We start from the raw sequence: 25,774 nt of genomic DNA on the forward strand, positions 1-25,774 counted from the left end.
TGAGCGGGCGGCGAAACCGCCCGCTCCATGACATTAGCGATAGATCCGCTTCAACTGCCGCTCGGCTTCCGTGACGGCGCCCTTGGCGTCCTTCGCCCCGGTGCAGTAGTTGGCGAACATGTCGACCACGATGAAATCCGCGATCGCGGTCGCAGCCTTCTCGCCCGGCGTGCCGATGCCCGACGCCGGTAGCGCGCGCTTGGAGGCTTCGGCAAACACCGCGTTCTTGGGATCCGCCGTCCACACCGGCGCACTATCGTAAGCATTCAGCGTGTGGGTCAGATAACCCCGCGCGCCCGACAGCCACTTCTCGAAATTTTCCTTCTCCAGCATGAACGCGGTGAAGGCCTTCGCGGCGTTCGGATATTTCGTGAAGTTGAAAGCGAGGATCGGAACCGTGAGCTGCAACTCGGTCGGCTTCCCGATCGGGCCCACAGGCCACAACGCGTGATAGGTATCTTCCGCAAGATCCTTCTTGGTCGCATCGTCCTTCGCGGCGACATAGATTGAGATACCGTTGGAGGTGCAGAAGAGCTCGCCGGCAAGAAACGCCTTGTTGTTGGAGGAATCGTTCCAGGAGGCGACGCCGGGGATGAAAGTGTCCGACAGCGCCTTGGCGTATTCCAGCGCCTTCAACGTCTCAGGCGAGTTGATGATGACCTTGTCGTCCTTGTCGACGGTCCAGGCGTTGTGACCCCAGAGGATCCAGTGCAGCCAGGCATTGGCGTCACCGCTGGCGTGTCCAAGCGCAAAACCGGCCGGCGTGTTGTTCGCCTTCATGGCCTTGCACATTTCGAGGAAGCCAGGGAAATCCTTCGGAAACTCCTTGAACCCGGCCTTGTCAGTCGCCGACTTCCGGTAAGTCATATAGCCGCCGACGGTTGCGACGGGGATACCAAGCCAGTCATCGCCCTTCTTGCAGGTCTTGGCAGCGGCGTCGGTCCATCCGCCATACTTCTTGCCGAGATAGTCCGCGACGTCGTTCATCTTCAGAACCTTGGTCGGGAACAGCTGCGGCAGTGTGTGGAGGCCCCACGCCATGTCGAGACCCGAGCCGGTGTTGGCGGCCACGGACGCCTTCGGCTGCACGTCCTCGAAGGACTCGCTGAACACGTTCATGTCCGTACCCGTCGCGGCCTTGAACGCGGCAACCGTGGCATTGAACGCATCGTCTTCCGCCGGCACGAAGCGCTTCCAGCGCATCACCGTCAATTTGGCGCCCGCCTCGGCCTTCCAGGGCGAATCCGCCGCCCAGGCTTTTGCAAATTCGAACAGTGCCGGCCCGGTCAGTGCGCCGGTGGCAGCCAGTGCCGTTCCGCCTTGAAGCAGAGCCCGGCGGGTAAAGTCTTGCATAGTGTCCTCCCTGTGATGCTTTTTTTGTAGCTTGCTTTATTCAGCTCGCCTTACGTATTGAGCCGTTTCCCTGTCGCCTCGTCGAACAAGTGAACCACGGACGGATCGGGCTTCAGCCGAACCTTGTCGCCGGGGTTGAATTGGTGACGCTCGCGGAAGACCGCGACGACCTGCTCGCCACCGAGCTTTGCAAACACCTGAGTTTCGGAACCGGTCGGCTCGACCACGACGATCTCGGCTTCGGCACCGTCGTCGGCGATGGTGAAATGTTCGGGCCGGACGCCAAAGACCACAGGACGGCCGTCGGACGCCGCCGGCGCGCTTCGCAGCGGCAGCTTGACCCCGTTCGGTCCCTCGAAGGTCGCAACGCCGTTGGCGCGCACATGGCCCTTGAGGAAATTCATCGCAGGAGAGCCGATGAAGCCGGCGACGAACTGGTTCTCCGGCTTGTCGTAGAGTTCGAGCGGCGTGCCCATCTGCTCGACGATGCCGTCGTGCATGACAACGATCTTGTCGGCCATGGTCATGGCCTCGATCTGGTCGTGCGTGACGTAGACGGTTGTCGTCTTCAGCCGCTGATGCAGCTCCTTGATCTCGGTGCGCATGGCGACGCGCAGCTTGGCGTCGAGATTCGACAACGGCTCGTCGAACAAGAACACCTGCGGATCGCGCACAATGGCGCGGCCCATGGCGACGCGCTGACGCTGGCCGCCGGAGAGCTGGCGCGGATAGCGTTCGAGCAGCGGCGACAGCGCTAGAATTTCGGCCGCGCGCTTGACGCGCTTGTTGATTTCGTCGGAGCTGGCATTGCGCAGCTTGAGCGAGAAACCCATGTTTTCGCCGACCGTCATGTGCGGATAAAGCGCGTAGTTCTGGAACACCATCGCAATATCCCGCTCCTTGGGCTGGACATTGTTGACGACGCGGTCGCCGATCGAGATCGTGCCGGAGGTGATGTTCTCGAGGCCTGCGAGCATGCGCAGAAGCGTCGACTTGCCGCAGCCGGAGGGGCCAACCAGGACGACGAACTGGCCATCCTCGATCGGGATCGAGACTCCGTGCAGGACTTCAAAATTGCCGAACGATTTCCGCACGTCGCGGATTTGCACAGACGACATCTAGCTCCCTCCTTCGACTCGACGACGCAGCTGTCGCGCCGCCACCGTCTTGTTTTTTCAGACTTCACCGAACGAAGCCCGACCTACTCGGGCGACATTGTCGGCAGTTTGCGCGGTTTTGGCAATTTGTCTTTGGTTAGTCGTTGGTGGTAGCGCTGTCAACGTTCCTTTGTTTGCGGGATCGACTGTGTTAAGAGCAATATATGGGTCGAAAGCGCACCAAGTCAGGCAAAATCCGGCTGGCGGAAGTCGCCGAGCACGCCGGTGTGAGCCCGATCACGGCCTCTCGCTTCTTTCGCAATCCCGAGGCGCTCTCGGTCGCCAAGCGGGCGCGGGTCGAAAGCGCGGCCAAGGAGCTCGGCTATGTACCGAACCTCGCGGCGCGCGCGCTGGCGTCGCATCGCACCGAAGTGATCGGCGTCCTGATCCCGTCACTGACCAACAACGTGTTCTCAGACGTGCTGCGCGGCATCTACGATGCATCCGAGGGCAACCGTTACTCGATCCAGCTGTCAAACACACGCTACAGCATCCTCCAGGAGGAAAAACTGCTGCGGCTGTTTCTCGCGCAGAAGCCGGCCGGGCTGATCGTCACCGGCATCGACCAGACCGCGGAATCGCACGCGATGCTGGAGGCGGCCGACTGCCCGATCATGCAGATCATGGAAATCGGGCCCAATCCCGTCGATATGATGATCGGCTTTTCGCACTATGATGCGGCCCGCGCTGCGATTGCGCACCTGTTCGAACAGGGCCATCGCAGAATCGGATTCCTCGGCGCGCGCATGGACCCGCGGGTGCAGCGGCGGCTCGACGGCTACCAGGCGGCCATGAAGGATGCGGGCCTGTTCGACCAGCGCCTGATCGTTGCCACGGCGACGCCGACCTCCGTCACGCTCGGCGGGGCGCTGTTCACTGATCTGCTGGCCAAGTCGCCCGATATCGATTCGGTGTTCTGCGCCAATGACGACCTCGCGCTCGGCGTGCTGTTTGAATGCCGCCGCCGCGAGATCGCGATCCCCGAGCAGATCGCCATTATCGGATTCAACGATCTGGAATTCATGGCCTCCGCCGTCCCCACCCTCACCAGCGTTCGCACCAACCGCTACGAGATGGGCCGGATGGCCGCCACCATGCTGATCGATGCGATCGAGGGCCGCCGCCCGGAGCAACCGGTGCTCGACCTCGGCTTCAAGGTGATCGAACGTCAGAGTTCGCCGGCGCGGCGTTCGGACAGCAGGCCGGGCGCTTCCGGCGCAGGCGCCGCCAACAAAATGGTAGCGTTACCAAGCAGCCATGACTAGTATCGCATTTGTGAGGAAACCACCCGCCAGCGGGCCTGCGATTTATCGCGCGCGCCGTTGGGCATCGCACAAGCCGACACCCATAGGACCGACGCCCGTGCGTTTGCATTGCAGGAGAGATCAATGACAAAAAAGCCGACCAACGGGCATGCGCCCGCCAGCAACGGCAGCCGCCGCCACCTTCGCTCGCAGGAATGGTTCAACAACCCGCACAACCCGGGCATGACCGCGCTCTATATGGAGCGCTACCTGAACTACGGCCTCACCCGCGCGGAACTTCAGTCCGGCAAGCCGATCATCGGCATTGCCCAGACCGGCAATGACCTCTCCCCCTGCAACCGCCACCATATCGAGCTTGCACACCGGGTCCGCGAGGGCATCCGCGAGGCCGGCGGCATTGCGATGGAATTCCCGACCCACCCGATCCAGGAGACCGGCAAGCGCCCGACCGCGGCACTCGACCGCAATCTCGCCTATCTCGGCCTGGTCGAGATCCTCTACGGCTATCCGCTGGACGGCGTGGTGCTGACCACGGGCTGCGACAAGACCACGCCGGCCTGCATGATGGCGGCGGCCACCGTGAACCTGCCCGCGATCGTGCTGTCGGGCGGCCCGATGCTGAACGGCTGGCACAATGGCGAGCGCACCGGCTCCGGCACCATCGTCTGGAAGTCGCGCGAGCGGCTCGCCGCCGGTGAGATCGACTACGAGCAGTTCATGGAGATCGTGGCTTCCTCCGCGCCCTCGGTCGGCCATTGCAACACCATGGGCACCGCCTCGACCATGAACGGGCTTGCCGAAGCCCTCGGCTTCTCGCTGCCGGGCTGCGCCGCGATCCCGGCGCCTTATCGCGAGCGTGGCCAGATCTCCTACGAGACCGGCAAGCGCATCGTCGAGATGGTCTGGGAGGATCTGAAACCCTCGGACATCCTGACCCGCAAGGCGTTCGAGAACTGCATCGTGATCAACTCGGCGATCGGCGGCTCGACCAACGCGCCGATCCACATCAACGCCCTGGCCCGCCATATCGGCGTGGAGCTGTCGATCGACGACTGGCAGAAAGTCGGGCACGACGTGCCGCTGCTGGTCAACATGCAGCCGGCCGGCTTCTATCTTGGCGAGGAATTCCACCGGGCCGGCGGCGTACCCGCCGTGGTGCGCGAGCTGATGAAGCACAAGCGCATCCATGAAGACGCGGTCACGGTGAACGGCCGCGGCATCGGCGAGAACTGCGCCAATGCGCCGAAACCCGACAACGACGTGATCTGGGCTTACGACAAGCCGCTGGTCAAGGACGCCGGCTTCCTGGTGCTGCGCGGCAATTTGTTCGATTCCGCGATCATGAAGACCAGCGTGATCTCCAAGGAGTTTCGCGACCGCTACCTCAGCAACCCGAAGGACCTCAACGCCTTCGAGGGCCGCGCCGTCGTGTTCGAGGGGCCGGAGGATTATCACACGCGGATCGACGATCCCGCGCTCGAGATCGACGAGCGCTGCGTGCTGTTCATTCGCGGCACCGGCCCGATCGGCTATCCCGGCGGCGCCGAGGTCGTGAACATGCAGCCGCCGGCGGCACTGATCAAGCGCGGCATCCACTCCCTGCCCTGCATCGGCGACGGCCGCCAGTCGGGCACCTCGGGTTCCCCCTCGATCCTCAACGCCTCGCCGGAGGCCGCCGCCAATGGCGGGCTTGCGATCCTCAGGACCGGCGACCAGGTCCGCATCGACCTCAACAAGGGCAGCGCCAACATCCTGATTTCCGACGACGAGTTGAAGAAGCGCCACGCCGAGCTGATGGCCAATGGCGGATTCAAGCATCCGCCGAACCAGACGCCGTGGCAGGAGCTCTACCGCAACACCGTCGGTCAGCAGTCGACCGGCGCCTGCATGGAACTCGCCACGCGCTACCAGAACGTCGCGGGTGCATTTGGCGTGGCGCGGGATAATCACTGACAGCCACTGTCATTCCGGGGCGCGGCGAAGTCGCGAGCCCGGAATCCATCAGGCCGCAGAGCGCGCCGCACAATGGATTCTCAGATGCGCAATCGCGCATCGTAGCTCGCGCCAAGAGGCGCGCCCCGGAATGACGAATTCAAAAGGAGAACAAGAAAATGGCAGACCGCCTCAAGGGAAAGCGCGCTGTTGTCACCGCCGCAGCTGCAGGCATCGGGCGTGCGTGCGCCATCGCATTCGCGCGTGAGGGTGCAATCGTCATCGCCACCGACATCAATGAAGGCGGCATCGCGAGCCTGGCGAAGGAAGGCATCGCCGAGACCGCAAAGCTCGACGTTCGCAACACCGCCGACGTCAACGCATTTGCCAAGCGCATCGGCAAGGTCGACATCCTGCTCAATGCAGCCGGCTTCGTGCATCACGGCACCATTCTGGATTGCTCGGAGGAAGACTGGGATTTCTCGTTCGACCTCAACGTCAAGTCCATGCACCGGACCATCAAGGCGTTCCTGCCGGCGATGCTGGCGGGTGGCGGCGGCAGCATCGTCAACATCTCGTCCTGCGCGGCCTTGCGGCCGCCAGCCAACCGCTATGCCTACAGCGCGTCCAAGGCCGCAGTATCGCTGCTGACGCGCGCGGTTGCGCTCGACTTCATTACACAAGGCATCCGCTGCAACAGCATCTGCCCTGGCACCGTCGAGACGCCGTCGATGCTCGACCGCGCCGCCGCCCAGGGTCCGCAGGGCAAGGAGATGTTCATCTCCCGCCAGAAAATGGGCCGGCTCGGCACCGCCGACGAAATCGCGGCGATGGCGGTCTATCTCGGCAGTGACGAAAGCGCGTTCACCACCGGCGTCGACCTCGTCGTCGACGGCGGCTACATGCTCTGATCACTCCTCATCCCGAGGAGGCGCGACCAGCGCCGTCTCGAGGGATGGACCATGGGCTTCATGGTTCGAGACGCGCGCAAGTGCGCGCTCCTCACCATGAGGGATAGGGAAGGGATTTCCGCATGAACAAGATCGATCTCAACGGCCGCGTCGCCATCGTCACCGGCGGCGCGCAGGGGTTTGGCCGCGCCATCGTTCAACGCTTCGTCGATTCCGGCGCCAAGGTCGCGATCTGGGATTTCGATGCGCCGCTGGCCGAGAAAACCGCAAAGGAGATCGGCGGCGAGACCAAAGTCTTCAAGGTCGACATCACCGACACCGCCGGCGTCGAGCAGGCGCGCGATGCGACGCTTGGCGCCTTCGGCAAGGTCGAGATCCTCGTCAACAATGCCGGCATCGCCGGCGTCAACAAGCCGGTCTGGGAAACCGATCTGGAGGAATGGCGGAAAGTTCTGCGCATCAACCTCGACGGCCCCTTCATCTGCTGCAAGGCCATCGTGCCCGCGATGCTCAAGCAGAGATACGGGCGGATCGTCAACATCGCGTCCATTGCCGGTAAGGAAGGCAATCCGAACGCCTCGCACTATTCGGCCTCCAAGGCCGGCCTGATCGCGCTGACGAAATCGCTCGGCAAGGAGCTCGCCGCGCATGACATCCTGGTCAATGCGGTGACACCGGCGGCGGCCAAGACCGCGATCTTCGACCAGATGACGCAGCAGCATATCGATTTCATGCTGTCGAAGATTCCGAAAGGCCGCTTCGTGCTGGTGGAAGAGCTTGCCGCGATGGTGGCGTGGCTCGCATCCGAAGATTGTGCCTTCTCCACCGGCGCGGTGTTTGATATTTCCGGGGGACGGGCGACGTACTGAGACATTGGCCGCCCGAGGGGGCGGACCATGCGGTTTGGGCGTCGGGATTTTGTCAAGCTCGCAGCGGCCGCGCTGCCGCTACTTCCGCACAATGTGCTTGCGCAACTCGCGCCGAACCCGCCGAGCATCCGCTCGCCCTCGCCGGCTGAACGCAGCGCCATGGCACGGCTCGCGCACAGCTTCATGGACAAGTACGGCGTGCCGGCGCTGTCCTTTGCGATCGGCTATGCAGGCACTGTTGTCCACGAGGACGCCTTCGGTCTTGCCGATATCGAGCGGAACGAGGCCGTGACGCCGCGGCACCTGTTCCGGATCGCCAGCGTCAGCAAGATGATCACCTCGGTCACGCTTTTCCGCCTAATCGAGGAGAGCCGCCTCAAGCTGACGGACCGGGTGTTCGGTCCCGGCGCGCTGCTCGGCACCGACTATGGGCAGCCGCCCTACTCACCCAGTATCGACCAGATCACGCTCGAGCATCTCCTGACGCACGCCGCCGGCGGCTGGAGCAACGACAACCGCGATCCCATGTTTACGCATCCGCGGATGGATCATGCACAGCTGATCGCGTGGACGCTCGCCAACCGGCCGCTGGACCGCCCGCCAGGCCAGCACTACGCCTACTCCAATTTCGGCTATTGCGTGCTGGGGCGCGTCATCGAGAAGCTCACGGGCCAAGCCTATGCCGAGCACGTCCGCGCCGAGGTGCTGGCGCGCTGCGGTGTCGCCGACATGACTATCGCCGGCAACACGCGCGACCAGCGCCAGGCCGGCGAGGTCGCCTATTACGGCCAGGGCGAAGGTCCCTACGACATGAATGTCAGGCGGATGGATTCCCATGGCGGCTGGATCGCGACGCCATCGGATCTCGTCCAGTTTCTGATGCATGTCGACGGCTACGCGAGGCCAGCGAACATCCTGCGGCCGCGCACGATCGAGGTCATGACCACCGCGCCCGCCTACAGCCCCAACTATGCCAAGGGCTTCTGCGTCAACAAATTCGACAATTGGTGGCACAATGGTAGTTTGCCGGGCACCAGCACGATTGCCGTGCGGACCCATGGCGGCTTCTGCTGGGCCGCCTTCACCAACGCCAGACGGAGGAATTCGAGCATGGATGGCGATCTCGACAATCTGAACTGGAGCATGGCGCGTCAGGTCGCCGAGTGGCGGGTCGCATGATCCGGGAAGGCGGATGCCTGTGCGGCGCGGTGCGGTTCAAGGCGGAGGGCGAACCGCTGAACGTCCGCATCTGCCATTGCCGCATGTGCCAGAAGGCGATGGGATCGCCCTACTTCGCTCGCGCTCAGTTCGACCAGCGCGCGCTCACGGTCGAGGGTGAGACCGCGCGATATGCATCCTCGGAAAACATCGACCGCGTGTTCTGCAAGCGCTGCGGCACGCGGCTGTTCGCCTGGCGGCGCAATGGCACGCTGGCGGGCGTCGCGCTCGCGACCTTCGACGATCGCAACGCCTTCGCGCCGACCGACCACATCTGGGTCTCGGAAAAGCTCGCCTGGCTGAAGCTCGACGACGGTCTGACGCAATATCCGACGACGATTCCTGCGTAGGCTCCGCCGGCGCCGCCGCTGGCTCGACGCAGAGGCCGCGGGCCTCGCCGATCATTTGCAGCGTGGCATTCCGGAACCTGCCACCCTATGTTGACTTGAAGCGTCGCTGCACCGCCGGTTTCGCTGGAACGGCTGCAAGGCCGCAGGCAAAAAACCGGGACAGACGAGCCGTGAACATTTCCATTTATGACATTTCCGTCTGGGTGCTGCCGCTGGTGCTCGCCATCACCTTTCACGAGGCTGCGCACGGCTTCGTCGCGCATCGCCTCGGCGACAACACGGCCTCGCAGCTGGGCCGCGTCAGTTTCAATCCCCTCCGGCACATCGACCCGTTCGGCACCCTGATCCTGCCGGCGATGCTGCTGTTTGCGCATTCGCCGTTCCTGTTCGGGTATGCCAAGCCGGTGCCGGTGAATTTCCGCAACCTCAACAACCCCAGGCTCGACATGGTCTGGGTGGCACTGGCCGGGCCGGTCACCAACATCCTGTTGGCACTGGTGGCGGCGCTCGCCCTCCACGCGCTGCCCTGGGCGCCGGCCAACTCGGCGCAATGGATCTTTGACAACCTCAAGAATGCCCTGTTGATCAACGCCGTGCTCGCGGTTTTCAACATGATGCCGATCCCGCCGCTCGATGGCGGGCGGGTCGCGGTCGGGCTGTTGCCCCGACCGCTCGCCCTGCCACTGGCGCGGCTCGAGCCGTTCGGCATGCTGATCCTGATCGCCTTCCTGATCCTGCTACCCTTGGCGGGTTCCCAGTTCGGTCTAAATCTTGATGTTATTTCAGCAATACTACGAACGTTGACCGGTTATGTGATTCAGGCTGTTCTCATTCTGACCGGCAATGCGTAGTTGAAACGCGACACCCGCACACACGCCGAAGGGCCCGAGGCCGACTTGGTCAAAGCTGCCGATATGCTGATCGCGCGACGCGCCGATACCCGCGCTCGCGCTGATTTCGCCACCTGGAAGATGATGGCCAAACTCAACGGGTTGTCCGCGCTGCCGCCTGAGGCCCAGGAATTCCTCGCCAGCTACAAAACTCTCCTGGCGCAGATGGGCGAAGGCGAGGCCTCCGAGGCCACCACGGCTGCGATCTACAAGGCCTACTATACCGAGATGGGCGGCGCTGGAATCGCGCCGGACGTCCGCGCTCGCCCGCCCGAGCCGGCGGCGGACAATGTTACCGCTTTCCGCCGTCCGGCGCCGAAGCCGAAGAAGGCGGCCTCCTTCGTGGCGTCGACGTTTAGCGGGAGCCAGAAGCGTCCGCTGCCAGTGGCGCTGATTTTCGCCTGCCTTGTCGTGGTCTATGTCGGGATCCGGCTTTACTGGCGCTGACCAAGCTATCGCCGCATCGCGGCCTCAGCCCTTACTCGCTGCCTTTTCGTTCTTCCTGAAGATCACCGGCAAGACGAATGTCAGCCCGTCGTCTGCGACCAGCGGCGGCGGCGTCGGTACGGGATCGGAGCGCTTTACCATGCCGATGGCGGCCTCATCGAAGGCCGGATCGCCAGAGCCCTTTTCGATGGCGACAGCGACCACATGCCCAAGCCGGTCGAGCGTCAGCCGAACCGAGAGTTCAGCGGCCTTGAACAGGCCCTTGGGATAGCGCTTGTGCCGGTCGAGATGCGCGACCAAGTCCTTTTCCCAGCCTTGGCGAATGCGAACGGAGCGGTCGCTCTTCTTCTCGGCGTCCGAGGTCGGCATAGCCGTCGCTTCCGCGGCGGGCGAAGCTACCGAGGCGTTGGTGGGGACAACCGACTCCTTGGTTTCCTCCTCGACCGGCTTCTTGGTCTCGTTCATCGTCACGGCCCGGTCAGCCTGCTCGGCTTCCATCGGGACGTCCTTCGGAAGGCTGCTCTCCTTGAGTTCCGCCTTCTGTTCGGTCAGCTCGGGGGACGCCACGGATTCGTTGGAGTCCGGCCCCGGCGGCAATTCGCTGGGTTCACCGTTGGGCGACATTGCCTCGAGGCCGACCTCGATACCCTGCGGATCAGCGATGAAGTCCGGCTCGTCGCCGCGTAGATTGGCGAGCGCCAGCGCCGCTCCGCCCAGATGAAGCGCGAGCGCACCCACTGCGGCGGCGACCCATAGTTTCCGAGAGGGCTTCAGTTCGAGATCGGACATCGGCGTTAGGCCTTCGTCACGGCTTCGGTGCTTCCGGCGGCGCGCCCTGCGGCGGCGCAGCCCCCGGGACACCCTCCAGCGTCACCAGCTTGACCTTGGAATACCCCCCCTTGTTCAGGAACTCCAGCACCTCCATCAGCTCGCCATAAGGCACGGCTCTATCGGCGCGCAGGAAGATGTATTTGTCCTTGCTCATGTCCGCCGTGTTGTCGAGTGCACTGACAAGATCGACGCGCTTGACGAAGTTCTCCCCGATCGCCACCGAGAGATCCGGCTTGATGGTGACGTAAGTTGGCTTGTCCGGCTTCTTCTGCGGCGTCGATGTCGACGTCGGCAGATCGATCGGCAGGTCGACCGTCGACAGCGGGGCGGCGACCATGAAGATGATCAGCAGCACCAGCATGACGTCGATGAACGGCGTGACGTTGATCTCATGGGTTTCAGAGAAATCGTCGTCATCGACGTCATTATCTGCGATCGAAGCGCCCATCGTTCACTCCGCCGCGCGCGAATGCACGCTGCCATGGCTGCGATCGAGGTCGCGCGAGAGCAGCCGCCCCGCTGCACCCGAGGCACGGCTGACGAGCTCGAGATAGCTCTTCGTCACGCGCGAAAAGTGATTGTAGATGATGACGGCAGGGATCGCGGCGACGAGGCCGATCGCGGTGGCGAGCAGCGCTTCGGCGATGCCGGGCGCGACCACGGCGAGGTTCGTGGTCTGCGACTTCGAGATGCCGATGAAGCTGTTCATGATGCCCCAGACCGTGCCGAACAGGCCGACGAAGGGCGACGTCGAGCCGATGGTCGCGAGCACGCCCATGCCGATGCGGATGCGCCGCCCCTCGGCGCGCACGATCTCGGCAAAGCTCGAGGCCGCACGCTCCTTGATGCCGGTGTCGCTGGAGATGCCCGCTGACATCCGCGCCTCGCGCAGCGCCGAGGCCAGGAAAGACGGCAACACGCCCTCCTTGGAGCCGAGCGCCATCTGCGCTTCCGCGAGCGAGCGGGTGTCCGCAACCTTCTTCAGCGCCGAACGAAGCTTGGCGGAGGCAACCGACAGCTCGATCGACTTGGCGAGGAAGACGGTCCAGGTCACCAGCGAGGCAAACGCAAGCCCGATCATCACCGCCTTCACGATGATGTCCGCTGACATGAACATCACCCAGGGCGACAGTTCCTTCATGGCCGGCGCGGCCGACTTCAGCGGACGGCTGCCTGCATCGGCGGGCACCGCGTCCGGCGCCGAGGCCGCCGGAGCAGCCGTCGCCGACGGAGCGGTAGGCGCCGCGGACTGCTCCGCAGGCGTCGAGGTCGCAGGCGCAGGCGCGGGGCTGACTGCCGATGGCTGGGCCATCGAAGGCTGGGTCGTCGCAGGCGCCGGCGCCGCCGGCCGGGCTTGTTGCTGGGCAGAAACGGGAGATGCGAGCCAGGCGGCCGCCAGCATCACGGCTGCGGCAAGGCTTGCTCGGACAAGGCCTGCTTGGACAAGGCTTGCTTGGAAAGATGTGCTCTTCATACTTCGGCCCAGTAGCGAATGAGGTTGTGATAGATGCCCGTCAATTTGACCGTTTCGGGATCGTCACGCCCGAGCCGTTTCACTAGCGCCTGAATGGCGGTGTCGAGGTCAAAGATCATGCTGCGGGCTTGATCGTCCCGTATCATGCTCTGAAGCCAGAAGAAAGACGCAACCCGCGTTCCCCGGGTCACCGGCGTCACGAGATGCAGGCTGGTCGAGGGATAGAGCACGCAGTCCCCGGCTTGCAACTTGACTTCGTGCGAACCGTAGCTGTCCTCGATCACAAGTTCGCCACCATCGTACTCTTCCGGCTCAGCGAGGAACAGCGTCACCGACAGGTCGGTGCGGATGCGAAGGCCGGTCAGACGGTCGCCGCGGATCGCATTGTCGACGTGGAGGCCGAAATGGTGGCCGCTGCTCGCCGCATAGCGATTGAACAGCGGCGGGAAGATGTGTAGCGGAATCGCCGCGGCCAGGAACCGCGGATTCGACGTCAGCGCCGAGATGATGCGGTTGCCCAGCTTGCGCGCGACTTCGTTGTCGGGCGGCAGTTGCTCGTTGCGCTTGACCATTGCCGACTGCGCGCCTGCGGTGGAGCGACCGTCCTCCCAATCGCTGGCATCCATGATGCGGCGGAACTCCGCCACATCATCTTTGCTCAGGATGCCCTCGATGCATGTCAGCATGGTACCTCGTAGAAGCTTCTCAATAGCGCGCCGAGAGCACCAGATAGGCGGCGCGTCCCGGCGCCTCCAGCACGAACGGCGCAGCGCTCTGGTACAGCGCGTCATAGTAGCGCTTGTCGAAGATGTTGTTGACGAAGAGCTTAAGTTTCCAGTTCTCGTTGATCTTCGCCTCCGCAAATGCGTCGAACCGCCAGTAACTCGGGATCGACGTGCCCTGGTTGGCCGCGAGCAATGTGCCGCCGTAGATCTTCGAGCGGTACACTGCCTGTCCGCCGAGCTCCCAGGTGTCGTTGAGCTGGTACTTCGATAGCAGGCTGAACGACTGATGCGCGATGTTGGCGAGCGGCAGCCCGACATTCGATGTGTACAGTATCGTGTTTGCCGGCCGTGCCAGCGACTTCGTGACCTCCGACTCCATGAGAACGAGACCGCCGAACACGCTCCATTTGTCTGTGATCTTGCCGCCGACGCCAAGATCGATGCCACGGATGCGGTAGGAAGCGCCGGCCGTGATGCAGGAGATATTGCCCGTCGTTCCGGCGGGATACGAACATCCAAGCGCTGCGGCGGCGGCTGCACTGCCGACGTTCTGCGACTCGCGGGCGTTTTCCTTTTCGGTCTGAAACAGCGCCGCCGTCAGCAGCAGATGGCGGTCGAACAGCTCCCATTTGGTGCCGACCTCGATGGCCTTGTTCTTCTCCGGCCCGAATATCTGGGTGTTGCCGCCGGCAAGGGTCGGGTTGAGGCCGCCATAGGCCGTGCTGGTGCCGTCGAACTCGGCGCCAACCGGATTCGCCGAGGTCGCGTACGCCACATAGACGCTGCCGTTCGGCAACGGCTTCAAGGTGAGGCCAAGATTGAAGTTCGGGATCAGGAACTCCGCCGACTGCTGACCGAAGGCGCCGCTCGCCGCATAGCCTGACGTCTTGATGCTGTAATCGTCATAGCGGAAGCCGCCGTTGAGGATCACCATGTCGCGATAGTTCGCGCTGTCCATGACATAGCCGCTGACAGTGTCGATGCTGATCTTGGTCGGCAGGCCGGTGAGGCCTCCTGGTATTGGGAACGGAAGATTGGTGTATTGCGGATTGAACACGCTGACGTCGCTCTTCGATCCGCTGCCGCTGAAGGGTGTGCCGGTCGCCTGCTCGGAACTGAGACCGGTGTATCTGTCGATCGACGAGCGCTCGCGATCGTACTCCACACCGCCGAGCAGGGTGTGCTTGAAGCCGGCGTCGTCGTTGAACTTGTAGGTCGCCTCGGTCTGGTTGGCGAACACGTCAGTGACCTGGTAGCGACTCTGCGGATTGGCGCTGAGCGTCGAGGCCGAGAGTGGATTTTTCAGCGACGGCGCTTCGGGAAGGGTGCCGATGTAGTTCTGGGTCGAACGCGAGTCCCGAATCTTGTTGCTGAGCATCAGGTCGGGCGTAATCTGGATCTCGGCATTGATGGTGCCGATGTCTTGCCCGGTCCGGAAGAAGTCGCGGTTGACGAAGCCGTAGAAATTGTTGCGGTTGACGCCGAAGTCCGGGAACGGGCCGCCGGCGGTCGACGACGTGCTCGGCCGATAATAAGGCACGCCGAAATCGGGAATGCCGGTCAATTCGGTGTGGATATAGTTGCCGGTGACCTTGATCGCATCGGTCGGATTCCAGGTCGTGGCGACAAAAGCACCGTTGCGATTGTCGGTGACATAGCTGCGTCCCGCGACATCGGCGTCCTGGAACAGGCCGCCGGCGCGAACGGCGAGCGTCGGGTTGATCACCTGGTTGACGTCGAGCGTCACTCGCTTGGCGTGATCGGTGCCAAACGTGGTGTCCATGTTGTAGAAGCTCGTCTCCGTCGTCGCCTGCTTGGTGACGATGTTGATCGCACCGCCGGCGATACCGCGGCCGGAAAAGGTCGAGCCGGGACCGCGCAAAATCTCGACCTGCTCGGTGAAGAAATTCTCGCGCACGCTGACGCCGGAATCGCGCACACCATCGATGAAGATGTCGTTGCGGGCATCGAAGCCGCGGATGAAGAAGCGGTCGCCGAAGGCGTTGCCGCCCTCGCCCGTGCCCAATGTCACACCGGCCGTGCTGAGAATGGCCTGCTTCAGCGTCGTCGCATTCTTGTCTTCGAGCACTTCCTTGCTCAGCACCGTGATCGACTTCGGCGTGTCGACCAGCTTCTCCGGGAACTTGCCGCCGGCCTGCACGTGATCGACCTTGTAGGGCGCAGCGGGATCCGCATAGGGATTGCGGTCCGCTGCCGGTGCATTTGTGGGGACCACCGGCGCCGTTGCGGCCTGCTGCCGCTGCGCCGCGCGCCGCAGCGCATTGCGCGCACGAACCTGCTCGGCGGTCGGCTTCGAGGCGGCCGGACGCGGACGCTCGACGGGAGCGTCGACCGTCACCGGCGGCAGGTTCGATTGCTGCGCCTGGGCGCCGGTCGACACCGACGCCACTGCGATCAGGCTCGCAACCGCCGAGACCGTCTTGCCAGAACCACCCGACGATCTTTCATCCATCGAATCGAACGCTGCTACCGAACGCAACGACTTCGGTGCGACCACCTGCCCCATTACAACACGCCCCATTTTCTTGTTCGCTCGCTCACTTCGACGAACGATGGGGTGTTGGTATCGGCCGCAAAATAGCGGGTCAATGCGAGCAACCCGCGAGAACGCTTGAATAAGTCCAGATCAAAACGATTCTAAACTGCAGTTTGAAATCGTTCTAAACCGAGACTTGGATTCGTTCTAAAACCAGCGCGAAAGATACCGCAACACTCGGCGACGCGCTCGCGCTGTCAATCGCTGCTTGGCGCCTTCATCAGCGAGAACAATTCGTCGACGGCGTGCTGCGCGACCACACGCACGCGATCGGAATTGTCCATGCCGGCGATGTTGATGCCACTGACGACGGCTTTGATCTCGTCGCGGAAGTCGGTCAGGAAGCGCAAGGGATCGCGCTGCTCGTTGGCAACGCGCGCGATCAGTCCCGTGATCAAGATCTGACACGCGATCAGCTTGCCGTTCAGTTCGTCCATCCTGCGCTCCCGTTGTGGCGGGCCGATATGAACGATGCCGGTTTTCCTTGGCAACCCAAACACCGTGCGGACGATTTAGAACCGTTCTCGCGAAAGTGTGCGAAGTGTCCCTTCGCCAGGACCTCCTTCGGCTTTGCGGACGGCTCGACAGGTCAGCGACACCGCCTCCGAGCATTTCTCAAGTTCTGCACACGCGGATCGGTCGCGGCGGGAAAATGCAGCACTGCACACCGCTGCGGCACAAGGTTGCCCAAGCAGTGCAAAGCTTTCCAATTGTTTAGGATTCTCAACTGATAGTGCTGTTTACACTGGAACTTGGCGTGTATTATACAAACCTTGGAACCCTTCGATTGACCCACAATTCGTTCGTTTTGGGCATTACGAGTCGACGCGAGCCGCTATGAAAAAAACACGGCCGATCCTCTGGATTCTGATCGTCGCGGCCGCGGCCTCCGCAGGTTACTACGGCTGGCAGAAATTCGCCGGCCCCGGCGCCGGAAAAACCCAGACCGCCCAGAAGGGACCGCCGCGCCCGCCCCCCGTCCCCGTCAGCGTCGCGCCGGTCCAGAAAGTCGACTTCCCGGTCTATCTGACCGGCCTCGGCACGGTTCAGGGTTTTAACACCGTGCAAGTCCGCAGCAGGGTCGACGGCCAGATCGACAAGATCGCCTTCACCGAAGGCCAGATCGTCAAGCAGGATGAGCTTCTGGTCTCGATCGATCCCCGCCCCTATCAAGCCACGCTTGACCAGGCCAAGGCCAAGAAGGCGCAGGACGAGGCCAATCTGGCCAACGCCAATCTCGAACTCCAGCGTGCCATGAAGCTCGGCGAATTCGCCACCGCGCAGCGGGTCGATACCCAGCGCTCGACCGTCGCCCAGCTCAACGCGCAGATCGCCGCCGACGAAGCTGCGATCTCGAATGCTCAGACCCAGCTCGACTACACTCAGGTCAAGGCGCCGATCACCGGCGTTGCCGGCCTGCGCCTGGTCGACATCGGCAACATCGTCAACGCCTCGACGCAGACGGGTATCGTCACGATCTCGCAGGTCGAGCCGATCTCGGTGATCTTCACCGCGCCGGAGGATCAGCTTCCCTACATCGCCGAGGGCCAGAAGGCCGGCGCACTCAGGGTGATTGCGTTCACCACCGACGGCAAGAAGACGCTGGCCGAAGGCAAGCTCGCGGTCATCAACAACCAGGTCGACACGACCAGCGGGACTATTCGCCTCAAGGCCGTGTTCGACAACAAGGACCACACGCTGTGGCCGGGCCAGTCGGTTTCGACACGCCTTCTGGTGCGGACCCTGAAGGACGCGACCGTGGTTCCGGATGACGCGGTCCAGCATTCGACCAACGGCCTCTACGCTTATACGGTCAACCAGGACAACAAGGCCGAGGTCCACAAGATCAAGGTGAGCTATGCCATCGACGGTCGTTCGGTGGTCGACGAAGGGCTGACGCCGGGGCAGCAAGTGATCACCGGCGGTCAATTCAAGGTCCAGCCCGGAAGCCTCGTCTCCACGGCCGTGGCGAGCTCTGATCCGGCCCAGAACAAGGTTCGACGGGAATGAACGCGGGCGGGATTTCGGCACCTTTCATCCGTTATCCCATCGGCACCTCGCTGCTGATGGCCGGCATTCTCTTTGTCGGTCTCGTCGCCTATCCCCTGCTACCGGTCGCGCCGCTGCCGCAGGTCGACTTCCCGACCATCCAGGTCACCGCCAACCTGCCGGGCGGCAGCCCCGAGACGATGGCCTCGTCGGTGGCGCAGCCGCTGGAGCGCCAGTTCGCCCAAATCCCCGGCATCGCGCAGATGACCTCGACGAGCTATCTGAGCACCGCGTCGATCACCATCCAGTTCGACCTCAATCGCAGCATCGACGGCGCCGCCAATGACGTGCAGGGCGCCATCAACGCGGCCAGTGGCCAGTTGCCGAAGAACCTGCCCTCGCCGCCGACCTACCGCAAGGTCAACCCGGCGGATGCCCCGATCCTGCTGTTGTCGGCGACCTCGGAGACGATGCCTTTGACCAGCGTCAGCGACGCGGTCGACGCCCAGCTTGCCCAGCAAATCAGCCAGCTCTCCGGCGTGGCCCAGGTCTTCATCGGCGGCCAGCAGAAGCCGTCCATCCGCATTCAGATCGACCCGGCGAAGCTCGTCGCCAAGGGCCTCTCGATGGAGGACGTGCGCAGCCAGATCGCAATCACCACGGTCGACAGCCCCAAGGGCAATATCGACGGCGAGAGACGCGCCTATACGATCTACGCCAACGACCAGCTCACGCAGTCCAAGGACTGGAACGATGTCATCATCGCCTACCGCAACGGCGGCCCGCTGCGGATTCGCGACATCGGCCAGGCCGTGAGCGGCCCCGAGGATGCCAAACAGGCGGCCTGGGCCAACGGCAAGCGCGGCGTGTTCCTGGTGGTGTTCAAGCAGCCGGGCGCCAACGTCATCGAGACCGTCGACAGGATCAAGGCGACGTTGCCTCGCCTGGTCGCGGCGATCCCGCCCGCGATCAAGATCGAGCTGATCAGCGACCGCACCACGACCATCCGCGCCGCGGTCGAAGACGTTCAATTCACGCTGCTCCTGACCATCGGCCTCGTGGTCATGGTCATCTTCATCTTCCTGCGCAGCTTCTGGGCGACCGTCATCCCCGCCATCACGGTCCCGCTGGCGCTGCTGGGCGCCTGCGCGCTGATGTGGGTGTTCGGCTATTCGCTCGACAATCTATCGCTGATGGCGCTCACCATCGCGGTCGGCTTCGTCGTCGACGACGCCATCGTGATGCTGGAGAACATCACGCGCTACATTGAGGAAGGCGAAGCGCCGATGGCCGCGGCCTTCAGGGGCTCGAAGGAAATCGGCTTCACCATCGTCTCGATCAGCGTCTCGCTGGTCGCGGTGCTGATCCCGCTGCTGCTGATGGGCGGCATCATCGGACGCCTGTTCCGCGAATTCGCCGTCGTGCTGGCGATGACGATCTTCGTCTCGATGTTCGTGTCGCTGACGCTGACGCCGATGATGGCCTCGCGGTTCCTGCGCGCTCATGGCGAGGTGAAACACGGCCGGTTCTACCAGTGGAGCGAACGCTGCTTCGATGCGATGCTGCGCGGCTACGAAAACATCCTCGACCACGCGCTGAGCTGGCGCCGCACGACGCTCGCGATCTTCTTCGTCACGCTTGGGCTGTCGGTCTACCTGTTCGTCCTGATCCCGAAGGGCTTCTTCCCGCAGCAGGACGTCGGCCTGATCACCGCGACCGCCGAGGCATCGCAGGACATCTCCTTCAAGGAGATGGTCAAGCGGCAGGAGGAACTCGGCAAGATCATCATGGCCGACCCAGACGTCGCGAGTGTCGCGATGGCGATCGGCGGCAGCGGCCGGGCCGGCAACAACGGTAATCTGTTCATTACGTTGAAGCCGCGCAATGAACGCGAGGCCTCGGCACAGCAGATCATCGCGCGGCTGCGCCCGAAGTTCGACAAGGTCGAAGGCGCCCGACTCTATATGCAGGCGGCCCAGGACGTCCGGCTCGGCGGTCGCCCGACGCGCACACAGTTCGAGTTCACGCTGCAGGATGCCGATCTTGCGGAGCTCAATGAGTGGGCCCCAAAAATCCTCGCCAAGATGCAGACCTTGCCACAACTGCGCGACGTCGCGACCGACCAGCAGACGCAGGGCACCACGGTCCAGCTCAAGATCAACCGCGACACCGCCTCGCGCTACGGCATCCAGCCGCAGCTGATTGACGACACGCTGTATGACGCCTTCGGACAGCGCCAGGTCACGCAGTATTTTACCCAGCTCAACACCTACAAGGTGATCATCGAAATCGTGCCGGAGATGCAGGGCAGTCTCGAGAGCCTGAACAAGCTTTATCTCAAATCGCCGCTGACCGGCGAGCAGGTGCCGCTGTCGACGTTTGCGACTTGGACCACCGACCCGGTCCGCCCGCTCTCGATCAGCCACCAGGGCCAGTTCCCGGCGATCACGATCAGCTTCAACCTCGCCCAGGGCGTCGCGCTCGGCCAGGCCACCGAGGCCGTGCAGAAGGCGATGGCCGATCTCGGCGCGCCGCCGACGCTCAATTCAAGCTTCCAGGGCACCGCACAGGCGTTCCAGCAATCGCTCGGCACCGTGCCGCTCCTCATCCTCGCCGCGCTGGTCGTGGTCTATCTGATCCTCGGCATCCTCTATGAGAGCTACATCCATCCGATCACGATCCTGTCGACCCTGCCCTCGGCCGGCGTCGGTGCGCTCGCGATCCTGATGGCGGCCGGTTTCGAGTTCAGCCTGATCGCGCTGATCGGCATCATTCTCTTGATCGGCATCGTCAAGAAGAACGGCATCATGATGGTCGACTTCGCCATCGCCGCGGAGCGCGACGAGCACAAGACGCCGGAAGAATCGATCCGCCAGGCCGCGCTGCTGCGCTTCCGTCCGATCATGATGACGACGATGGCTGCCCTGCTCGGCGGGGTGCCGTTGATGCTCGGCCATGGCACCGGCGCCGAGATCCGCCAGCCGCTCGGCTACGCCATGGTCGGCGGCCTGATCGTCAGCCAGGCGCTGACGCTGTTCACCACGCCGGTCGTCTATCTCTATCTCGACAAGCTCAACAACTGGTTCTCGGGCTGGGGCCGTTCGGGTGACGGTGAAGGCGACGAGACGGTCGAGCACGGCACCGTTAAGGAAGCTGCCGAGTAGCAGCTTGCACGGTGCGTCAGGCGACGGTACAGCGAGGCCCTCGATTCATGCCAGCGCGGTACGTCATGTCCATGCAATCCAGACTTGTCGCCCTCGCCGCCACCGTCCTATTGTCAACGGGCGTCGCATACGCCCAGCAGGGCGCCAAGAAGAACGCGGCTCCATCGGCCCCGGCCGCTCAGCCCGCGCCGGCTCCGGCTCAGGGCGATGGCGCCGCGGCGCAACAGCCCGGCTGGATCGCACGCTGCACCAGCGTGAGCCGCGACGCGCCGCTCGAATGCGCGATCGAACAGAACGCGGTGCTGACCAAGACCGGCCAGACCATCGTCCTGATCAACATCCGCATCCCGACCGACACCCGCACGCCGGTGGCGCTGCTGCAATTGCCGCTCGGCCTCAATCTGCCGGTTGGCGCAAAGCTCCAGGTCGACGAAGGCAAGGCGGTCGATCTCCAGATCCAGACTTGTGAAAATCGTGGCTGCTATGCCTCGACGCCGATTACGCCTGATCTGCTCGCAAGCCTGAAATCGGGCAATCAGCTGAAGGTCTCCTTCCAGAACATGGCCAAGGAGACGATCGCGATCCCGATGCCGCTGAACGACTTCGCGGCGGCCTACGACAAGATCAAGTAACGGCTCCCCGACGGTTTACTGCCGTGCCATCTGCACGTTGAGACGCGGCTCGCTGGCGGCGAGCCCTGCGCTCAGCCGGTCACGTCGCGCGCCTGAAGCAGCGTGGTGAAGCCGCCATAGATCATGCGCTTGCCGTCGAACGGCATCCCGTCCAACTTCAACCGCGGATCGGCCATCACCTTCTGGTTGACGGCATCGCGGGTCTCGCGGCCGCGGTAGACGATCCAGGAGAACACCACGATCTCATGCTCTTTCGCCATCACGGCGCGCGGAAACGAGGTGAGCTCGCCATAGGGAACGTCGTCGCCGATGCATTCGACATAGTCGAGCGCGCCATGTTCCATCCAGACCGCGCAGGCCGTTTTCGCCAGCGCCTTGTAAGCCTCGATCTTGTCCTTAGGGACAGCCAGCACGAAACCATCGACATAGGGCATCACGGATCTCCTTGGGTGACGTTGAGGGTGACGTTGAACTCCAAGGACGATGCGGCTCATGGCGATCCGACCCGCAAAGGCACTTTTCAGATGAGGCAAACGGTCGCGAGCGGCCGAGACGCAGCGGAAGCACCAGCCCTCTGGCCGGCTCGCCTGCCCTCAGGCAGCCCGCAGAGCACCCGTTCACTGCGGCGCTTGCCAGCCCGGAGGCGAGCAGGTAGAAACCTGCCACGCCTGAGCCGTGATTTGCGCAAACCGCGCTTCCGGCAACAGCCGGACAAATCAACAAGTGATTGAATTTGTTCGGCTATTCCGTTGGGGAATGGTGTAACGGTAGCACAACAGACTCTGACTCTGTTTGTCTAGGTTCGAATCCTAGTTCCCCAGCCAGACTCGAAAATTAATCAACCGCCTAGTCCAACTTGGTTTTTCGCCGCAGCCGTGATCCACGGCGAGGATCATGGACCATACTTGTGGACGGTTGCGGACCATGCAATCGCCGCACGAATCCGAAATCTGCGATGAACTCTGACGTGGTCGTTCGGCGGCTTTTCTATCCAATAAGCACGCGCGGGCCGGAGTTTCTTGTCCTCTGAACGACCTGCGCGGATCCATTGCGAGGAGCCATTTTCGTAAGTTCTTGCGCTGACGCAAATTTGTCTCGGCTCACGTCGCTTTTCTCCCATCCCCATACGTGGAGAAACGCGGTAGAGCCTTAATCCCTTGCACGAGGACGCAGTGTGTCGGATGAACAGGTCATCGCTCGCTACGGCGCCAGCCTGATCTGCTGAATGGTCAGGTTCTGCAAGGCACGAACCGCCTCCTGCGAGTACCTAGCTCCATTATCTCCCCGGGGACCGAGCGCTATGTTCAACGTATGCGTTTGCGTCGCGGTCACGCTGGCGAGATTCCCGGTCGGCCCTCGAAACCTCACCAAAGTCCAGCTTGGTGCTACGCTCGCGCCGGCGGTGACTATGAATTGCACCGAGTGCGAAATTGAGTCTATCGGCGGGTCCGGTATCCTGACAACCACGTTCTTGGCGTTCTCGATCGCTGCCTTTGATTGTTCGCCGGCGTCCGCAGCCAACTTGGCAACGTCCTCCGCCAAAGTTTTTACCTGGTTAGCTCTTTGATATGCCTCACTACCGGTATCTCCGTCCTCGATGGTCTTGGCAATACCTGATGCCTGCTCAGTCTTGTCCTTGGCTGTTGCCTCATCGTCGCGCGCCGCTTTCGCCTGATGTTCAGCAACCGAGGCAATCTGGCGCGAAATCCTCAGGAATTCCCGGTCTTCGACTTCACGGAAGAGCGATTGAGCAATTGATCTAGCCGCGTTCTTAGATGCCTGTTCGGCGTCGTTAGCTGATTTCTTGGCGGCCTCGTAACTCTTCGCCGCGTCTTTCACCGCCTCGTCGGCGATCTGACGCGGCCCTTGAACACCTTTAATAGTCGGCGGCTTCACGGTTACTAATGGCTGAGCAGCCGCCTTGGCCGCCCCCGGGGCCGGATGGTCGCCCGCCTGAAGGTCTCGCGTAACAACGGGCGATAACGCCGAATTTGCCCACTCATTCAATCCGAGGTCGCCGGCAAGATTACCGCGTAGACCTGGAGCACAAGGATCTGGCAAATTGTACTTCACGCTTTGCGCAATCATTTCTTGCCGCCACCGCCGCAGCTCAACGAGGGACAATGAGAAGCTGACCGCCTCTGTCCTTACCGCCTGTCCTGAAATCGACGCCCCGGCCCCGAACGTAAACTGCTGAGCAACCCCGCTCGCAGTGCCGAGTGGTTCAATATACGAACCGACCGGCGCAATTGATCCAAGATTGTTGGCGGCCAGGGTCATGTCGACCTTGGCCGCCCAATACTGGAGCCAGCGGTAGTGTGGCTCTCGAATTTTCTCGCTGAAGGAGTCAGCAAGTTCGCATTTCACGCGTTCAACGATATCCCGGATAGGTATCGATCCCGTTGCCTCGGAAAGAGGTGGCACAGTCGAACATGAACCAAGAATTGCCGCGGCAATAATTAACGCGACGCAACGCACCACGCGCATCGAGGTCCCCCATCCCTTGAAATTCCCCCAAATATGCTGCGACTATGGATTGCACGGGATGGCAAAATCAACCGTTATCTAGCGACCGATATCCTTCCCTGCTGCGGCTCCTTCCGAGCCGGGACAATGCTGATCGGTCTCGCTTTGAATCCAGACTGACCTTCGACAGCCTGCTAAAGAAATGACGACTTGCCGCTGGGCTCGGCTGCCGGTTTTTGGCGCTGGCTGGCTAGGGTACGTATCCGACAGTTGGCGACGGCTGCTCGAACTCGTCGTCGCTATTTGCCTATGGTAGTATGAACGTTACCACTCGCAGTGCCGCCGCCCTCTCTGCTAATGCTTCCGCCCAACGACGTGTTTGGGGTTACATTCAAGCGCGCATCCGAACCTTGGCCGCTGATGTTTGGATACGTTGTGGGAGGCGGCGGAGGCGGTTGGAAATTCTGCAATCGCTCATTCGCGGTCTGCTCGTGCGGAGTGTATTGAGGATTTAGATTTTGGGCATGGGCCGACGTTGCAAATAGCACCGAAATCGCGATGAGCGATCATGCCACGATCCGCAGACGTCAGTAACTGCGTAGCTTGGCTCGACAGGTGGTGCGCGGTCGCAAGAACGGTGTCGACAGATCGGCTGGCGAGTCTAGGCGGTGCGATCGCAGCGTCGGTTATGCCGTCCCGTTTCGGGTCTGCTTCAAGGGTGTCAGTTTCACGGCCGGCTCGGAGGAAACTTCCCCGATTGCGCCTCGATCGCCTGCACGGCCACGCTCGCCACCTGCCGCAGTGCCTCGCGGTCCGCGCCTGAGGACGCCATCACGCCCATGCCGACGGCGACGGCGGAGACGTAGCGCGCGAGCGCTGCCGGATCCGACGCCGGCTTGAGATCGCCTTCTGCCTTGGCGCGGATGAAGCGGTCGCGGAGCTGATCTTCGTTCTGGCTGCGGCGTGCGGCGAGCTCGAACGGGACGTTTTCGGAGCCGGTGCCGCAGGCGATGCCGCCTTGCACGAGCAGGCAACCGGGCGGATTGGCGGGATCGGTCTGCTTGTCGGCGATGCCCATCAGCATCCGCTCGGCGACGTCGCGGGCAGTCGGGGCAGCGACCACCTCGTCCATCCAGACGCCGCGCAGCTTGGTGTAGCGGTCGAGCGCGGCCTTCAGCAGGCCTTCCTTGTTGCCGAAGCAGGCATAAAGGCTCGGCGGGTTGATGCCCATGGCCTCGGTCAGCTGGGCAATGGTCGCGCCCTCATAACCGTGGCGCCAAAACACTTCCATTGCCTGGTCCAACGCCGTCTCGGCATCGAATTCCCGGGGGCGTCCCATGGCGGCCATGTGCCTGTCTCCTTGAGAATCGGCGTCGCGCCTCGCGCTAACGCCTGATCCTATCTATTTGTTCTAACTTTCATTTCTCTGCCGTCTTCCACTTTTCGCATTCCGCGGCTAAGATTTTCTAGGGTGAACGGTACATAGGTATCTTGCACTGCGGCATCCAGCTCCACATCTGTAGTGAACACTACATATCTGGAGC

The 25,774-nt window shown here is 62.7% G+C and carries 22 protein-coding genes and 1 tRNA gene; 12 read left to right on the forward strand and 11 right to left on the reverse strand.

Annotation, left to right across the window (positions count from 1 at the left end; all coding sequences use genetic code 11):
* Positions 1-33: 33 nt before the first annotated feature.
* Together FXV83_RS20390 and FXV83_RS20395 are read right to left on the reverse strand one after the other, a co-directional pair.
* Positions 34-1,353: an ABC transporter substrate-binding protein gene (locus FXV83_RS20390; protein WP_148741192.1), complete on the reverse strand. Its 1,320-nt coding sequence runs from the start codon at positions 1,351-1,353 to the stop codon at positions 34-36.
* Positions 1,354-1,403: 50 nt separating this feature from the next.
* A complete protein-coding gene (locus tag FXV83_RS20395) occupies positions 1,404-2,471 on the reverse strand; it encodes an ABC transporter ATP-binding protein (protein WP_148741193.1) in 1,068 nt (355 codons plus the stop codon).
* Positions 2,472-2,674: 203 nt separating this feature from the next.
* Between FXV83_RS20395 and gntR the strand changes: the two genes are divergently transcribed.
* From gntR to FXV83_RS20435, 8 genes are all read left to right on the forward strand, one after another.
* Positions 2,675-3,775, forward strand: a complete 1,101-nt coding sequence (gntR, locus tag FXV83_RS20400; RefSeq protein WP_148741194.1) for an HTH-type transcriptional regulator GntR — start codon at positions 2,675-2,677, stop codon at positions 3,773-3,775.
* A 123-nt stretch (positions 3,776-3,898) separates the two neighbouring features.
* A complete protein-coding gene (locus FXV83_RS20405; RefSeq protein ID WP_148741195.1) occupies positions 3,899-5,728 on the forward strand; it encodes an IlvD/Edd family dehydratase in 1,830 nt (609 codons plus the stop codon).
* 158 nt (positions 5,729-5,886) lie between these two features.
* On the forward strand, positions 5,887-6,618 hold the full coding sequence (locus FXV83_RS20410) for an SDR family oxidoreductase (RefSeq protein ID WP_148741196.1): 732 nt from the start codon (positions 5,887-5,889) through the stop codon (positions 6,616-6,618).
* A 122-nt stretch (positions 6,619-6,740) separates the two neighbouring features.
* Entirely contained in the window at positions 6,741-7,487 is a 747-nt protein-coding gene (locus tag FXV83_RS20415) for an SDR family NAD(P)-dependent oxidoreductase (RefSeq protein ID WP_148741197.1), read from the forward strand.
* Positions 7,488-7,514: 27 nt separating this feature from the next.
* A complete protein-coding gene (locus tag FXV83_RS20420) occupies positions 7,515-8,666 on the forward strand; it encodes a serine hydrolase domain-containing protein (protein ID WP_148741198.1) in 1,152 nt (383 codons plus the stop codon).
* Entirely contained in the window at positions 8,663-9,055 is a 393-nt protein-coding gene (locus FXV83_RS20425; protein ID WP_148741199.1) for a GFA family protein, read from the forward strand. The genes FXV83_RS20420 and FXV83_RS20425 overlap by 4 nt, the downstream gene beginning before the upstream one ends.
* A 170-nt stretch (positions 9,056-9,225) precedes the next feature.
* Positions 9,226-9,906 (forward strand): site-2 protease family protein, encoded by a 681-nt coding sequence (locus FXV83_RS20430; protein ID WP_148741237.1) that lies wholly within the window; start codon positions 9,226-9,228, stop codon positions 9,904-9,906.
* Between the two features lie 63 nt (positions 9,907-9,969).
* Complete coding sequence (locus FXV83_RS20435) at positions 9,970-10,392, forward strand: hypothetical protein (RefSeq protein ID WP_148741238.1); 423 nt, start codon at positions 9,970-9,972, stop codon at positions 10,390-10,392.
* 24 nt (positions 10,393-10,416) lie between these two features.
* On the opposite strand, the gene FXV83_RS20440 is transcribed toward FXV83_RS20435, so the two are convergent.
* The 6 genes from FXV83_RS20440 to FXV83_RS20465 all read right to left on the reverse strand — a co-directional run bounded on the left by FXV83_RS20440 (position 10,417) and on the right by FXV83_RS20465 (position 16,416).
* Positions 10,417-11,181, reverse strand: coding sequence for a TonB family protein (locus tag FXV83_RS20440; RefSeq protein WP_148741200.1), 765 nt, complete (start codon positions 11,179-11,181; stop codon positions 10,417-10,419).
* Between the two features lie 16 nt (positions 11,182-11,197).
* Complete coding sequence (gene exbD, locus FXV83_RS20445) at positions 11,198-11,671, reverse strand: TonB system transport protein ExbD (protein WP_148741201.1); 474 nt, start codon at positions 11,669-11,671, stop codon at positions 11,198-11,200.
* A 3-nt stretch (positions 11,672-11,674) separates the two neighbouring features.
* A complete protein-coding gene (exbB, locus tag FXV83_RS20450; RefSeq protein WP_148741202.1) occupies positions 11,675-12,697 on the reverse strand; it encodes a tonB-system energizer ExbB in 1,023 nt (340 codons plus the stop codon).
* On the reverse strand, positions 12,694-13,383 hold the full coding sequence (locus FXV83_RS20455) for a Fe2+-dependent dioxygenase (RefSeq protein ID WP_148741239.1): 690 nt from the start codon (positions 13,381-13,383) through the stop codon (positions 12,694-12,696). Before FXV83_RS20455 ends, exbB begins: the two co-directional genes overlap by 4 nt.
* A gap of 19 nt (positions 13,384-13,402) precedes the next feature.
* Positions 13,403-15,949, reverse strand: a complete 2,547-nt coding sequence (locus tag FXV83_RS20460) for a TonB-dependent receptor (protein ID WP_148741240.1) — start codon at positions 15,947-15,949, stop codon at positions 13,403-13,405.
* Positions 15,950-16,176: 227 nt separating this feature from the next.
* The gene (locus tag FXV83_RS20465; protein ID WP_148741203.1) at positions 16,177-16,416 is read right to left on the reverse strand and encodes a hypothetical protein; all 240 of its coding nucleotides are present in this window, start codon (positions 16,414-16,416) and stop codon (positions 16,177-16,179) included.
* 400 nt (positions 16,417-16,816) lie between these two features.
* On the opposite strand from FXV83_RS20465, the gene FXV83_RS20470 reads away from it, so the two are divergent.
* From FXV83_RS20470 to FXV83_RS20480, 3 genes are all read left to right on the forward strand, one after another.
* Positions 16,817-17,989: an efflux RND transporter periplasmic adaptor subunit gene (locus FXV83_RS20470; protein WP_148741204.1), complete on the forward strand. Its 1,173-nt coding sequence runs from the start codon at positions 16,817-16,819 to the stop codon at positions 17,987-17,989.
* Positions 17,986-21,132, forward strand: a complete 3,147-nt coding sequence (locus FXV83_RS20475; protein WP_148741205.1) for a multidrug efflux RND transporter permease subunit — start codon at positions 17,986-17,988, stop codon at positions 21,130-21,132. Before FXV83_RS20470 ends, FXV83_RS20475 begins: the two co-directional genes overlap by 4 nt.
* Positions 21,133-21,197: 65 nt before the next feature.
* The gene (locus tag FXV83_RS20480) at positions 21,198-21,764 is read left to right on the forward strand and encodes an invasion associated locus B family protein (RefSeq protein WP_187436029.1); all 567 of its coding nucleotides are present in this window, start codon (positions 21,198-21,200) and stop codon (positions 21,762-21,764) included.
* 71 nt (positions 21,765-21,835) lie between these two features.
* On the opposite strand, the gene FXV83_RS20485 is transcribed toward FXV83_RS20480, so the two are convergent.
* On the reverse strand, positions 21,836-22,198 hold the full coding sequence (locus FXV83_RS20485; RefSeq protein ID WP_187436030.1) for a DUF1428 domain-containing protein: 363 nt from the start codon (positions 22,196-22,198) through the stop codon (positions 21,836-21,838).
* A 316-nt stretch (positions 22,199-22,514) separates the two neighbouring features.
* On the opposite strand from FXV83_RS20485, the gene FXV83_RS20490 reads away from it, so the two are divergent.
* Positions 22,515-22,588, forward strand: a tRNA-Gln gene (locus FXV83_RS20490).
* Positions 22,589-22,964: 376 nt separating this feature from the next.
* Here FXV83_RS20490 and FXV83_RS20495 read toward each other — a convergent pair.
* Together FXV83_RS20495 and FXV83_RS20500 are read right to left on the reverse strand one after the other, a co-directional pair.
* Positions 22,965-24,251, reverse strand: coding sequence for a hypothetical protein (locus FXV83_RS20495; RefSeq protein ID WP_148741207.1), 1,287 nt, complete (start codon positions 24,249-24,251; stop codon positions 22,965-22,967).
* 706 nt (positions 24,252-24,957) lie between these two features.
* Positions 24,958-25,578 (reverse strand): TetR/AcrR family transcriptional regulator, encoded by a 621-nt coding sequence (locus tag FXV83_RS20500; protein WP_187436031.1) that lies wholly within the window; start codon positions 25,576-25,578, stop codon positions 24,958-24,960.
* Positions 25,579-25,774 lie beyond the last annotated feature (196 nt).

Origin of the sequence: Bradyrhizobium hipponense (assembly GCF_008123965.1) — a bacterium.
GTDB lineage: Bacteria > Pseudomonadota > Alphaproteobacteria > Rhizobiales > Xanthobacteraceae > Bradyrhizobium > Bradyrhizobium hipponense.

Coding starts and splice junctions, on each gene's coding strand:
- FXV83_RS20465 (WP_148741203.1), bottom strand. CDS start 16,416: ATGGACGAACTGAACGGCAAGCTGATCGCGTGTCAGATCTTGATCACG.
- FXV83_RS20475 (WP_148741205.1), top strand. CDS start 17,986: ATGAACGCGGGCGGGATTTCGGCACCTTTCATCCGTTATCCCATCGGC.
- FXV83_RS20440 (WP_148741200.1), bottom strand. CDS start 11,181: ATGTCCGATCTCGAACTGAAGCCCTCTCGGAAACTATGGGTCGCCGCC.
- FXV83_RS20415 (WP_148741197.1), top strand. CDS start 6,741: ATGAACAAGATCGATCTCAACGGCCGCGTCGCCATCGTCACCGGCGGC.
- FXV83_RS20460 (WP_148741240.1), bottom strand. CDS start 15,949: ATGGGGCAGGTGGTCGCACCGAAGTCGTTGCGTTCGGTAGCAGCGTTC.
- FXV83_RS20395 (WP_148741193.1), bottom strand. CDS start 2,471: ATGTCGTCTGTGCAAATCCGCGACGTGCGGAAATCGTTCGGCAATTTT.
- FXV83_RS20420 (WP_148741198.1), top strand. CDS start 7,515: ATGCGGTTTGGGCGTCGGGATTTTGTCAAGCTCGCAGCGGCCGCGCTG.
- FXV83_RS20390 (WP_148741192.1), bottom strand. CDS start 1,353: ATGCAAGACTTTACCCGCCGGGCTCTGCTTCAAGGCGGAACGGCACTG.
- FXV83_RS20435 (WP_148741238.1), top strand. CDS start 9,970: ATGCTGATCGCGCGACGCGCCGATACCCGCGCTCGCGCTGATTTCGCC.
- FXV83_RS20455 (WP_148741239.1), bottom strand. CDS start 13,383: ATGCTGACATGCATCGAGGGCATCCTGAGCAAAGATGATGTGGCGGAG.
- gntR (WP_148741194.1), top strand. CDS start 2,675: ATGGGTCGAAAGCGCACCAAGTCAGGCAAAATCCGGCTGGCGGAAGTC.
- FXV83_RS20495 (WP_148741207.1), bottom strand. CDS start 24,251: ATGCGCGTGGTGCGTTGCGTCGCGTTAATTATTGCCGCGGCAATTCTT.
- FXV83_RS20470 (WP_148741204.1), top strand. CDS start 16,817: ATGAAAAAAACACGGCCGATCCTCTGGATTCTGATCGTCGCGGCCGCG.
- FXV83_RS20425 (WP_148741199.1), top strand. CDS start 8,663: ATGATCCGGGAAGGCGGATGCCTGTGCGGCGCGGTGCGGTTCAAGGCG.
- FXV83_RS20410 (WP_148741196.1), top strand. CDS start 5,887: ATGGCAGACCGCCTCAAGGGAAAGCGCGCTGTTGTCACCGCCGCAGCT.
- exbD (WP_148741201.1), bottom strand. CDS start 11,671: ATGGGCGCTTCGATCGCAGATAATGACGTCGATGACGACGATTTCTCT.
- FXV83_RS20485 (WP_187436030.1), bottom strand. CDS start 22,198: ATGCCCTATGTCGATGGTTTCGTGCTGGCTGTCCCTAAGGACAAGATC.
- exbB (WP_148741202.1), bottom strand. CDS start 12,697: ATGAAGAGCACATCTTTCCAAGCAAGCCTTGTCCAAGCAGGCCTTGTC.
- FXV83_RS20500 (WP_187436031.1), bottom strand. CDS start 25,578: ATGGCCGCCATGGGACGCCCCCGGGAATTCGATGCCGAGACGGCGTTG.
- FXV83_RS20405 (WP_148741195.1), top strand. CDS start 3,899: ATGACAAAAAAGCCGACCAACGGGCATGCGCCCGCCAGCAACGGCAGC.
- FXV83_RS20480 (WP_187436029.1), top strand. CDS start 21,198: ATGTCCATGCAATCCAGACTTGTCGCCCTCGCCGCCACCGTCCTATTG.